The organism is Streptomyces sp. NPDC093260 (assembly GCF_040683715.1).
GTDB lineage: Bacteria > Actinomycetota > Actinomycetes > Streptomycetales > Streptomycetaceae > Streptomyces > Streptomyces sennicomposti.
The window spans coordinates 1-11,636 of sequence record NZ_JBFBEK010000058.1 but is presented as its reverse complement, the minus strand read 5'-3'; the positions used below and the strand labels follow the sequence as shown (position 1 = coordinate 11,636).

The window sequence follows — 11,636 nt, the reverse complement described above, 5'->3', positions numbered from 1 at the left end:
GTCCGGTGGAGCGGAACACGCGCTACGAGATCATCCGCGAGTACGAGGGCCCGGACCCGTCCCGCCGCGAGTCCCCGCAGCCGATGCGGGTCTGAGGAGTCCGCGCGTCTCCTGCCGTGCCCGTCGGGGGACGCGCCCCGAAGGGATGCGGGGAACCGCGCTAGCGACCCCGCACGCACCCGCACCCGGCACGCGACCCCCCGCCCCCGGCACGGGCCCCGCCCCCGGCACGGGTCCCGGCCCCCACGGTGGGTACCCGGGCCGCATGCCCGCGGCCCGTGCCCCCGAGGACGCCTACACGGCGGAGCCCTTCGTCCCGGCCCACGCCGACCTCGCCGCCCTGCGCGAGGCGGCGGACGGCTGCCGGGGCTGCCCGTTGCACCGGGACGCCACGCGGACGGTGTTCGGCGCGGGCGACACCACCGCCCGCGTGATGCTCGTCGGCGAGCAGCCCGGCGACCAGGAGGACCGGCAGGGCATGCCGTTCGTCGGCCCGGCCGGCAAGCTGCTGGACCGGGCGCTCGCCGAGGCCGGCATCGACCCGGGCGAGGCGTACGTCACCAACGCGGTCAAGCACTTCAAGTTCACCCGTGCCGAGCCCCGCAAGCGCCGTATCCACAAGGCGCCCACGCTGCGTGAGATGACGGCGTGCGGCCCCTGGCTGGCGGCCGAACTGGCGGTGGTCGAGCCCGAGCTGGTCGTGGTGCTCGGCGCGACGGCGGGGAAGGCGCTGCTGGGGTCCTCGTTCCGGGTGACCGAGGTGCGCGGGACGGTACTGGAGCACGAGATCCACGGCCGCCCCGAGCGGCTGGTGCCCACGGTCCACCCCTCGTCCGTGCTGCGCGCGGAGGACCGGGAGGGCGCCTACCGGGGGCTGGTGTCGGACCTGGAGGTCGCGGCCCGGGCGCTGGCGTAGGGGATCGCCCTGGCCGTCGGAGCCGCCGCCCACCGCCGGGACACCCTTGCCGACGCCCACCGGGTAATAGGTACGATACGACCATGCCCCTTACCTTCACCCTGGACCCCTCCGTCGACCGCGCCCTGCGCGACGGCATCCTCGACCTCTGGACGGACGTCACGGACGCGGGCGGAGCGGTCGGCTTCGTGGCGCCCGCCCCGCGGGAGGAGATCCGCGCCGAGTTGGTGAAGCACTTCGTGGCGATGGCCGAGGGCCGGGTCAGGCTGCTGGTCGGCCACGACGAGGAGGGCCGGGTCGCGGCTACGGCGTTCCTCACCTTCAACACGCACCGGCTGATGACCCACTGGCTGTGGCTCTACACGGTGATGGTGCACCCGCGCCACCAGGGCAAGGGGTACGGCCGTGACCTGCTCGCGGCGGCGGCCGACGCGGCGCGCGGCCTCGACGGCATCGAGGCGATCCGGCTCACCTGCCGGGGCGGGCTCGGCCTGGAGCGGTTCTACGAGTCCTGCGGCTACAAGGAGGTCGGCCGGGTGCCCGGCGCGATCCGGGTGGCGCCCGGCGACGACCGCGACGACGTGTTCATGCTGCTGCCGCTGACCTGAGCATTTGTCCGGCTTGGCACCCCCGTGCGGGAACGCCCCGTGGTCGTGCTTCACTGGACGGTGCCCCTTTGGCCTCCTTCGGAACGGAAGAGTGGATTGAGATGCTCCGCTACACGCTGATGCGCCTCGGAATCTTCGTGGCCTGCCTGGTGGTCGTCTGGGGCCTGGTCTACTCCGGAATGGTGCCGAGCGGACGCAACGGCTCCAACAGCCTGTGGATCCCGCTGCTGGCGCTGGTGATCTCGGCCCCGATCAGCTTCGTCGTCCTGCGCAAGGAGCGCGACCGGGCGTCGATCCAGGTCGCCGCGCGGGTGGACCGGATGAAGGCGAACATGGAGGCCAACGCCGGCGTCGAGGACCTGGCCGACGACCGGGCCCGCGCGGAGACCCAGGCGTCCTGACGCGGCGAGGCGCGACGGGGCCCGACGCGACGATCCGGCCACGGCGGCCGGGATGGGCACCGCGTTCCGGCCAGGACGCCCCTGGCCGACGCCGTGATCCGGCCACCGCGTCCGTAATCGGCCGGTCGGCGACGGTGTACGCGGCGTCGCCGACCGTAGGCTTGCGGGCATGGGTGCCGTGAAGACCAGGCGGATGCCGCGGGCGGTCCGTGAACAGCAGATGCTGGACGCCGCCGTGCAGATCTTCGGCCGGCGCGGCTACATGACCGCGTCGATGGACGAGATCGCCGAACTGGCGGGCGTCTCCAAACCGTTGGTCTATCTGTACCTGAACTCCAAGGAAGACCTGTTCAGCGCCTGTATCCGTCGGGAGGCGGCGGCGCTGACGGAGGCCGTGCGCGCCGGAGTGCGCCCCGGTCTGCCGGCCGACCGCCGGCTGTGGGAGGGGCTGCGGGCGTTCTTCACGCACACCGCGCGCCATCCGGACGGCTGGGCGGTCCTGCACGTCCAGGCCCGTACGCACGGCGAGCCGTTCGCGTCCGAGATCGCCGCGGTGCGCAAGGAACTCGTCGCGTTCGTGACGCTGCTGATCACGGAGGCCGCCCGGGACGCGCACCGCGACCCCGGCCTGTCCGAGCGTGAGGCCGCCGGACTCGCCGAGGCACTGGTCGGTGCGGCCGAGTCCCTGGCCGACTGGGCCAACGCCACCGAGGGCGTCACCGCCCGGCAGGCGGCGGCCACCCTGATGAACTTCGCCTGGGCGGGCCTGGGCGACCTGATGGAGGGCCGCCCCTGGACGCCGCCCGCGGCGGAGGACCGGCAGGCCCAGTCGCCGTCCGCGCCGCTCAGGTGAGGAGCGGCAGCACCTCGCCCGTCAGATGGGTACGGCGGCCGTCCGGCGCGCGGAGTTCGAAGCGGCCGATGGCGTCGGCGGCGTAGACGACCTCGCCGGGCAGCAGGACGGGCGCCCGGAACGCCGCCCGGACCAGCGCCGCGTCCGGGGTGCCGTGGGCGGCGAGGCAGCGGGCGACCGTCCACATGCCGTGCGCGATGGCCCGGGGGAACCCGAACAGGCGGGCGCTCAGCGGGTGCAGATGGATCGGGTTGCGGTCCCCGGAGGCCGCGCCGTACCGGCGTCCGAGGTCCCCGGCCAGCCGCCACCGGTCCACCTCGGGCAGCGACTCGCGCCGCTCGTCGGCGGACCCGGCCGGACCGGACGCGGTGCCGTCGGTGCGGTGGCGGGCGAGGTAGGTGCTCGTGGACGCCCACACCACCGCGCCGCCCTCGCGCAGTTCGGTGACGACGACGGCCTCCGTGCCCCGCCGGTGCGGCGTCAACCCGGCGATGTGCACGGTGAGGTCGTACGCCCCGGTCGCGGGCAGCGCGGTGTGCCGGGTGACGTCGATCGAGGTGTGGACGAGCCCGAGCAGCGGCAGCGGGAAGTCGGCGCGGCTCATCAGCCGCATGGCCAGCGGAAAGCCGAGGAGGTGCGGATAGGTGACCGGCAGTACGCCCGCCCCGGCCGGGAAGCCGCACACGCGCTCGTAGGCGGCCAGCCGCTCGGGATCGACGCGCAGGGACGGCAGCGTGAGCCGGGTGCGCGGATACGGGGCGCGCGGGTGGGGCCGCTTGAAGGGCGAGCGCAGCGCACCCCGCACCAGCAGCGGCCCGAGCGCGGGGGAGCGCGACAGCACGGCGGCGGGCGCACCGGCGCTCGCCTCGCCGCCGGCCCCCGCCGCGCCGGAGTGCACCGGACTGCCGGACACCGCCGCACCGGACGCACCGGAGTCGGCCGCACCGCCGGCAGCCGCCGCACCGGAGTCGGCCGCACCGCCGGCAGCCGCCGCACTGGACGGGCTGGAGTCGGCCGCACCGCCGGCAGCCGCCGCACCGGACGCACCGGCACCCGCCGAACCGGACCCCGCGGATTCCCCGGAGGAATCAGTCCCCGTCATCCCTCACGCCCCCAACAGGCTCTGGCCGCACACGCGGACCACCTGGCCGTTGACCGCACCGGAGGCGGGATGCGCGAGCCAGGCCGTCGTCTCGGCGACGTCCACGGGCAGGCCGCCCTGCGCGAGCGAGTTCATCCGCCGCCCCGCCTCGCGGATGAACAACGGCACCGCTGCCGTCATCTTCGTCTCGATGAACCCGGGCGCGACCGCGTTGACCGTCACCCCGTGCTCGGCCAGCGCCCGGGGCGCGAGGGCGCGGACCATTCCGGCGACGCCCGCCTTGCTCGCGCCGTAGTTGGTCTGCCCGGCGTTGCCCGCCAGGCCCGCGATGGATGCGGTGGCCACGATCCGGCCGCCGTGCCGCAGCGCACCGGAGGCGAGGAGCGCGTCGGTGGTGCGCAGCACGCTCGCCAGGTTCACCTCCAGCACCGGACTCCAGCGCTCGGCGGGCATGTTGACCAGCCGTCGGTCACGGGTGATCCCCGCGTTGTGGATCAGCACGTCCAGCCCGTCGGGCAGCGCGGCGGCGATCCGCTCGCCCGCGTCCGCGGCCGTGATGTCGAGGGGGAGGGCGGTGCCGCCGAGGCGCTCGGCGACCCGGCGGGCGTCCGCCTCGGCCGCCGGCACGTCCAGCACGACGACATGGGCGCCGTCGCGGGCCAGGGTCTCCGCGACCGCCTCGCCGATGCCGCGCGCCCCGCCGGTGACCAGCGCGGTGCGGCCCGCCAGGGGGCGGTCCCAGTCGCCGGGCGCGGTGGGCGCGTCCGCGCCGACCTGGATCACCTGGCCGCTGACGTAGGCGGACCGGGGGGAGAGCAGGAAGCGGAGGGTGGACTCGGCGGCGGAGGCGTCGGCGAGCCGGACCAGGTTCACCGTCCTGCCCCGGCCGATCTCCTTGCCGAGCGAGCGCGCGAAGCCCTCCAACGCCTGCTGCGCGGCGGCCTGGTGATGGTCACCGGCGTCGAGCGGCGCGCCCAGCACCAGCACGCGTCCGCTCGCCGCGACCGACCGCACCACCGGATGCAGCGCGGCGTGCACCTCCCCGAGCCCGTTCACGTCCCGCACCCCGCTGGCGTCGAGCACCACGGCGGCGACCCCGGCAGCCCCGGCGGCCGCACCGCCCGCCGGTACCGCCTCGACCACCTCAAGTCCCGTACGGGCCAGCACAGGTGCGAGATCCAGTCCCGACTTCCCCGCCGTCACGCGCAGCAGCGGCCCGTCGAGCGAGGGCCGCTCCGGTGACCAGCGGCGCAGTGCCGCGGGCTGGGGCAGTCCGAGGCGGCGGGACAGGAAGCGGCCGGGCCCGGTGCCGGTGAAGCTCAGATAGCGGTCGGCCATGTGCTGTCTCCCACAGGTCCACATCGGTTCACGCCGGTACACATCTGCTGACTCTGAAGTAATGTTACCGGCGGTAAGCCTACGTGACGGAAGAGGAGCAGGTCGAGATGAGTCCCCTGGAACCGGTGCGGACCGTCCGCCGGGTGGCGGTCGTCGGCGGCGCGCGCATCCCCTTCGCCCGCTCCGACGGCCCCTACGCCACCGCCTCCGACCAGCAGATGCTGACCGCCGCCCTGGACGGCCTGGTCGAGCGGTACGACCTGAGCGCACCGGGCGCCGTGGGCGAGTTCGTCGCCGGCGCGGTCCTCAAGCACAGCCGCGACTTCAACCTCGCCCGCGAGACCGTGCTCGGCTCGAAGCTGGACCCGCGCACGCCCGCCTACGACATCCAGCAGGCCTGCGGCACCGGTCTCCAGGCGGTGATCGCCGCCGCCAACAAGATCGCGCTCGGGCAGACCGAGTCCGCGGTCGCGGGCGGCGCGGACACCGCGAGCGACGCGCCGCTCGGCGTGAACGACACGCTGCGCCGCATCCTCCTGGAAGCCCGTCGCGCCAGGTCCGCCGGCGCCCGGCTCCGGGCGCTGGCGAAGGTGCGCCCCGGCCATCTCGTCCCGGACATCCCGCGCAACGCCGAGCCGCGCACCGGTCTGTCGATGGGCGAGCACGCGGCCGTGACCGCCCGCGCCTGGGGCATCGGCCGCGAGGCGCAGGACGTCCTCGCCGCCACCAGCCACCAGCGGCTCGCGGCGGCCTACGACCGGGGCTTCTTCGACGACCTGGTCGTCCCGTTCCGCGGCCTCGCCCGCGACCAGAACCTCCGCCCCGACTCGACGCCCGGCAAACTCGCCGGGCTGAAGCCGGTGTTCGGCCTGGACGGGCCGGAGCCGACGATGACGGCGGGCAACTCCACGCCCCTGACGGACGGCGCGGCGACCGTGCTGCTGGCCTCCGAGGAGTGGGCCGAGGCCCACGGCCTGGAACCGCTGGCGTATCTGACGGCGTACGAGACGGCGGCCGTGGACTTCGTGCACGGGGACGTGGCGGACGGCGAGGACGGGCTGCTGATGGCGCCCGCGTACGCGGTGCCGCGCATGCTGGAGCGCGCCGGGCTCGGCATCGGGGACTTCGATCTGGTCGAGATCCACGAGGCGTTCGCCTCCCAGGTGCTGGCCACCCTGGCCGCCTGGGACAAGCGGGGCCTGACGCCGGTGGACCGGGACCGGCTCAACGTCGCCGGTTCCTCGCTCGCCACCGGCCACCCCTTCGCGGCGACCGGGGCCCGCATCGTGGCCACCCTGGCCAAGCTCCTCGCCGAACGCGGCGGCCCCGGCCGCGGGCTGATCTCGGTCTGCGCGGCGGGCGGCCAGGGCGTGACGGCGATCCTGGAACGCCCCTGAGGGCGGGGCGACCCGAGGGGCGTCCCCGGACCGGACGCCTCTGGAGAGCACGGCCCACAGCCCCCGGACCGGACGCCCCAAGGCTGCACACACCCGGCCCCGGACCACCTCTCGTCCCGCCCCGGACCAGCACGAACCCCTCACGAGCGAGTCGTACGATCCCGGTTGCAACCGGCGGTAACCCAAGGCGCCAAGCCCCACCCCGAGCCTGAGCCCGGGCCCAAGCCCTGGGCCCGGGCTCAAGCCCTGGGCCCGGGGGCCCAAGCCCAGGCCCCAAGGCCTCAAGGCCCCAAGGCCCGAGCGCGGCCCGGGCCTCAGGCCCCGGGCCATGAGCCCCAGGCGCCCACAGCCGCGCACCACCCCCGGTGAACGACCGGTACGCGCCACGCGTACCCGAGGCGGCAGCGCAGCGCGCCGCTGAACCGCCGCAGGCCCCAGGAGTTGCCATGCCCATCTCGTACTCGTCCGCCACCCCCGCCGTGCCACCGCCCTCCGATCCGGAACAGGCGCACGAGTTCGCCGTGGGCCTCGGCCCCGCCGCGCCGCAGACCCGGCGGATGAACGGCGAGGTGCGCGAGGCGTACGTGCCGCCGCTGGTGGCCCGCGTGACCCACGGCTCCCTGGCCGACCTGCCGTTCGAGAACGCGGCCGCCGACCCCGCCCGCCGCGTCCTGAGCCGCCGCGCCCCCCGCGGCCGGTGGACGGACGTGACCGCCGAGGAGTTCGCCGCGCAGGTGCTCGCCCTGGCCAAGGGGCTGATCGCGGAGGGGCTGACGCCGGGCGACCGGATCGCGGTGATGGCGCGCACGACGTACGAGTGGACGCTGCTGGACTTCGCCGCCTGGGCGGCCGGACTGGTCACCGTCCCCGTCTACCCGACCTCCTCCCTCTTCCAGATCCGCTGGATCCTCCAGGACTCCGGCGCGGTCGCCCTGGTGACCGAGACCGCCGGGCAGGCGGCGTCCGTCGGCCCGGAGCGCGACCGGCTGCCGGACCTGCGGCACCTGTGGGTCCTCGACAGCGGGCACCTGGACCACGTGGCGGAGCGCGGCGCGCCGGTCCCGGACCAGGAGGTCGAGGTGCGCCGGGGCGTCCTCGGCCCCGACACCCTGGCCACCCTGGTCTACACCTCGGGCACCACCGGCCGCCCCAAGGGCTGCGCGCTGACCCACGGCAACTTCCTGGCCGAGGTCGACAACGCCGTCGAACTCCTCGCCCCGGTCTTCAGGGGCGACGGCGGCGAGGAGCCGGCCACCCTCCTCTTCCTCCCCCTGTCCCACGTCTTCGGCCGCATGGTGGCGATCGCCTGCGTCCGCGCCGGAGTGCGCCTCGGCCACGCGCCGAGCCTCGCGGCGGAGGACCTGCTCGCGGACATGGCGAGCTTCCGGCCGACGTTCCTGCTGGCCATCCCGTACATGCTGGAGAAGATCTACAACAACGCCCGGGCGACGGCCGAGCGCGGCGGCCGGGCGTCCTCCTTCGACCGCGCGGCCGACACCGCCCGCCGCTATGGCGAGGCCGTCGAGGCCCGCCAGCGCGGCGCGGGCCCCGGCCCCGGCGCGGCCCTGAAGGCGGCCCGCGCCCTGTACGACCCGCTGGTGTACCGGCGTATCCGCTCGGCCCTCGGCGGCCGGCTGCGCCACGTGATCTGCGGCGGCTCCCCGCTGGGCCGCCGCGTGGCCGCCTTCTACGCGGGCGCGGGCATCGCGGTCTACGAGGGCTACGGCCTGACCGAGTCCACCGGCGCGGCGACCGTGACGCCCCCGCACCGCCCGCGCCTCGGTACGGTCGGCTGGCCGCTGCCGGGCACCCGGGTGCGGATCGCCGCCGACGGGGAGGTGCTGCTGAGCGGCGGTCAGGTGTTCCGCGGCTACTGGGACCCGCACGCGGGCGGGGTGGTGCCGGCGACCCACGAGGGCTGGTTCCCGACCGGGGACATCGGCCGGCTGGACGACGAGGGCTATCTGACGATCACCGGCCGGAAGAAGGAGATCCTGATCACCGCGGGCGGCAAGAACGTGGCCCCGGCCCCGCTGGAGAACTGGCTGCGCCAGCACCCGCTGATCTCCCAGTGCCTGGTGCTCGGCGACGGCCGCCCCTACGTCAGCGCCCTCGTCACCCTGGACGTGGACGGCATCACGCACTGGCGGCGGATGAACGGCAAGCACCCGGTGCCGCCGGAACTCCTCACCGACGACCCCGAACTGCGGGCCGTCCTCCAGCGGGCGGTGGACGAGGCGAACAAGCTGGTCTCCCGTCCCGAGTCCATCCGCCGTTTCGCCGTTCTTCCGGTGGATTTCACCGAGCAGGCGGGCCATCTGACCCCGTCGATGAAGCTGCGCCGCGCGGCGGTCCTGCGGGACTTCGCACGGGAGATCGAAGGGCTGTACGAGAGATAGCGCGGCGGCCGAGCGGCGGACAGCCGGCGCCCGCGGACAAGGACGCCCGACGCCCCAGGGCGAAGACGCCCGGCGCCCCAGGTCCAGGACGCCCGACGCCCCCGGACGAAGGCGTCCGGGGGCAAAAGGGCAGGAGCCCCGGTCGCCTTGCGGCGCGGGGCTCCTTGGGTACTGCAATCAGATCCGTTACTGCGCGCGGGACGCTCAGACCGGGGTGACGTTCTCCGCCTGCGGGCCCTTCGGACCCTGGGTCACGTCGAAGGACACCTGCTGGTTCTCTTCGAGAGAGCGGAAACCGGTGGCGTTGATCGCGGAGTAGTGGACGAAGACGTCGGGGCCTCCGCCTTCCTGGGCAATGAAGCCAAAGCCCTTTTCGGCGTTGAACCACTTCACGGTTCCGGTAGCCATAAGCCCTCCTTGGGCTCAAAGGGTCGCCCTGCTCCAGAACCTGCAAATGTGAAAACGAGATCGCCGCACATACTGCATACGTCTGAAAACGACCAGAGCCCGCGGTTACATGCTCCGCAGGCTCTGTACTGCAAGGGAAACCAAAACTGCAACTTGCTGAAGACCCTAGCATGCGGCCCCCGGAACGCAATAGAGGTCAAGATCACGTCACCCGGATGTTTGAACGCTCTGGTGAGAGCGTCACGGAGTGCGATCAGAAGAGGTGGGGGGACCGGGCGGCCGAACGGGTGAGCGCCGCGTAGTACTGGGGTACGAGCACGGTGGCCGACGGGGTCGGCGGCCGGGGCCGCCGGGCCGGGGTCTAGTCTCGCGATGTGGACAATTCTCGCACCCGGCCGCGCGTCGGCCACATCCAGTTCCTCAACTGCCTGCCCCTCTACTGGGGGCTCGCGAGAACCGGCACGCTGCTCAATCTGGAGCTGACCAAGGACACCCCGGAAAAGCTCAGCGAGCAGATCGTGCGGGGCGATCTCGACATCGGTCCGGTCACCCTCGTCGAGTTCCTGAAGAACGCCGACGACCTGGTCGCCTTCCCCGACATCGCCGTGGGCTGCGACGGTCCGGTCATGTCGTGCGTGATCGTCTCCCAGGTCCCGCTGGACCGGCTCGACGGAGCCCGGGTCGCCCTCGGCTCGACCTCCCGCACCTCCGTCCGCCTCGCCCAGCTCCTGCTCGCCGAGCGCTACGGCGTGACCCCCGACTACTACACCTGCCCGCCCGACCTCGGCCTGATGATGCGCGAGGCGGAGGCCGCGGTCCTGATCGGGGACGCGGCCCTGCGCGCCAACCTCCACGACGGCCCCCGCTACGGCCTGGAGGTCCACGACCTCGGACAGCTGTGGAAGGAGTGGACCGGACTGCCGTTCGTCTTCGCGGTGTGGGCGGCGCGCCGCGACTACGTGGAGCGCGAGCCCCTCATCACGCGCCGGGTGCACGAGGCGTTCCTCGCCTCCCGCGACCTGTCCCTGGAGGAGGTCACCAAGGTCGCCGAGCAGGCCGCCCGCTGGGAGGCCTTCGACGAACAGGTCCTGGAGAAGTACTTCACGACGCTCGACTTCAGCTTCGGCGGCCCGCAGCTCGCCGCGGTCGCGGAGTTCGCCCGCCGCGTCGGCCCCACGACCGGCTTCCCGGCGGACGTGAAGGTCGAGCTGCTGCGGCCGTAGGGAGGACCCCGGCGAAGCGTGCGGCACTGCCCTGCTGGAGCGGGGCGTCACCGCCCTGCCGGGGACCGCGAACACCGTCGGGGCGCACGTCTGGTGCATCCCGCGCACATCACGACGGACTGCGGCAGGTGCGGAGCGAGGACCAAGCACGCCCTGCCGCTGTCCGAACGCACCTCCACCCGCACCGCGTGCGAGCGGTCTCTCCGAGGGACAAGGACTCCGGGCTTGTGACGCTCGTCCGGGCCGCTCCGGACCCGGCTGGTGCCGAGGGCGCAAGACCTTCCGGAGCGCCGCTCCGCGAGGCGGCCTGAGCCAGGAATCCCCTCCCTTCAGGGAGGGGAGCAGCCAACTCCCGGGACCCCGAGGCGGGCAACCCCAGGGCGCGCCCGACCCGGGTGGACTGACCGGGAGTCGGTCGCTCCGGAGCCCTGGCGTAGCCTGGGTTCGTCCGTTCATGACCTTGACGAACCTCGCGAAGGGGACGCCGGTGACCGAGAAGGCCGACCTCACGTCTGTTGATGTCACAGCCGTCCTCGAACGTGCCGCCGCCGGCGGGCGTATCACTCCCGAGGAAGCGCTCGTGCTCTACCGTGACGCGCCGCTGCACGCGCTGGGCGCGGCGGCGGACGCGGTGCGCCGCCGTATGTACGCGGGCACGGAGCACATCGCGACGTACATCATCGAGCGGAACATCAACTACACGAACGTGTGTGTGACGGCGTGCCGGTTCTGCGCGTTCTACGCCGCTCCGAAGGACACGGACAAGGGCTGGACCCGGGACCTGGACGACATCCTGCGCCGCTGTGCGGAGACGGTGGAGCTGGGCGGGACGCAGATCATGTTCCAGGGCGGGCACCATCCGGACTACGGCGTCGAGTACTACGAGAAGCACTTCCGGGCCATCAAGGACGCGTTCCCGCAGCTGGTGATCCATTCCCTGGGCGCGTCCGAGGTCGAGCACATGGCGCGGATCTCGAAGGTGTCGGTGGAG

General features: G+C 73.7%; 11 protein-coding genes and 1 pseudogene. 9 read left to right on the top strand and 3 right to left on the bottom strand.

Annotated features, from left to right (window positions below):
* Positions 1–265 precede the first annotated feature (265 nt).
* The 4 genes from AB0N63_RS35820 to AB0N63_RS35805 all read left to right on the top strand — a co-directional run bounded on the left by AB0N63_RS35820 (position 266) and on the right by AB0N63_RS35805 (position 2,778).
* The gene (locus tag AB0N63_RS35820) at positions 266–916 is read left to right on the top strand and encodes a UdgX family uracil-DNA binding protein (protein WP_365536159.1); all 651 of its coding nucleotides are present in this window, start codon (positions 266–268) and stop codon (positions 914–916) included.
* A gap of 83 nt (positions 917–999) precedes the next feature.
* Positions 1,000–1,524, top strand: coding sequence for a GNAT family N-acetyltransferase (locus AB0N63_RS35815; RefSeq protein WP_365536157.1), 525 nt, complete (start codon positions 1,000–1,002; stop codon positions 1,522–1,524).
* A gap of 101 nt (positions 1,525–1,625) precedes the next feature.
* Positions 1,626–1,925, top strand: coding sequence for a DUF4229 domain-containing protein (locus tag AB0N63_RS35810; protein WP_365536155.1), 300 nt, complete (start codon positions 1,626–1,628; stop codon positions 1,923–1,925).
* 169 nt (positions 1,926–2,094) lie between these two features.
* Positions 2,095–2,778, top strand: coding sequence for a TetR/AcrR family transcriptional regulator (locus tag AB0N63_RS35805; protein ID WP_365536152.1), 684 nt, complete (start codon positions 2,095–2,097; stop codon positions 2,776–2,778).
* Here the strand turns inward: AB0N63_RS35805 and AB0N63_RS35800 are convergent.
* Together AB0N63_RS35800 and AB0N63_RS35795 are read right to left on the bottom strand one after the other, a co-directional pair.
* Positions 2,771–3,676 (bottom strand): MaoC/PaaZ C-terminal domain-containing protein, encoded by a 906-nt coding sequence (locus tag AB0N63_RS35800; RefSeq protein WP_365536164.1) that lies wholly within the window; start codon positions 3,674–3,676, stop codon positions 2,771–2,773. The genes AB0N63_RS35805 and AB0N63_RS35800 overlap by 8 nt on opposite strands.
* A 207-nt stretch (positions 3,677–3,883) precedes the next feature.
* Entirely contained in the window at positions 3,884–5,218 is a 1,335-nt protein-coding gene (locus AB0N63_RS35795) for a 3-oxoacyl-ACP reductase (RefSeq protein ID WP_365536150.1), read from the bottom strand.
* A gap of 107 nt (positions 5,219–5,325) precedes the next feature.
* On the opposite strand from AB0N63_RS35795, the gene AB0N63_RS35790 reads away from it, so the two are divergent.
* Both AB0N63_RS35790 and AB0N63_RS35785 read left to right on the top strand, forming a co-directional pair.
* Entirely contained in the window at positions 5,326–6,615 is a 1,290-nt protein-coding gene (locus AB0N63_RS35790; RefSeq protein WP_365536148.1) for an acetyl-CoA C-acetyltransferase, read from the top strand.
* Between the two features lie 446 nt (positions 6,616–7,061).
* Positions 7,062–9,014 carry an AMP-dependent synthetase/ligase gene (locus tag AB0N63_RS35785; RefSeq protein ID WP_365536146.1) on the top strand — a complete coding sequence of 651 codons (1,953 nt, stop codon included), beginning with the start codon at positions 7,062–7,064 and terminating at the stop codon, positions 9,012–9,014.
* A gap of 204 nt (positions 9,015–9,218) precedes the next feature.
* On the opposite strand, the gene AB0N63_RS35780 is transcribed toward AB0N63_RS35785, so the two are convergent.
* Positions 9,219–9,422, bottom strand: a complete 204-nt coding sequence (locus AB0N63_RS35780) for a cold-shock protein (RefSeq protein WP_004984723.1) — start codon at positions 9,420–9,422, stop codon at positions 9,219–9,221.
* A 374-nt stretch (positions 9,423–9,796) separates the two neighbouring features.
* Here AB0N63_RS35780 and AB0N63_RS35775 point away from each other — a divergent pair, with 374 nt between their 5' ends.
* The 3 genes and pseudogenes from AB0N63_RS35775 to AB0N63_RS35765 form a co-directional block, all read left to right on the top strand.
* Positions 9,797–10,645 carry a menaquinone biosynthesis protein gene (locus tag AB0N63_RS35775; protein ID WP_365536144.1) on the top strand — a complete coding sequence of 283 codons (849 nt, stop codon included), beginning with the start codon at positions 9,797–9,799 and terminating at the stop codon, positions 10,643–10,645.
* A gap of 66 nt (positions 10,646–10,711) precedes the next feature.
* Positions 10,712–10,956: pseudogene (locus AB0N63_RS35770) on the top strand (RNA-guided endonuclease TnpB family protein); the annotation flags it as partial.
* A 176-nt stretch (positions 10,957–11,132) separates the two neighbouring features.
* The coding region (locus AB0N63_RS35765) for a radical SAM protein (protein WP_365536162.1) at positions 11,133–11,636 on the top strand (504 nt) is incomplete at its 3' end.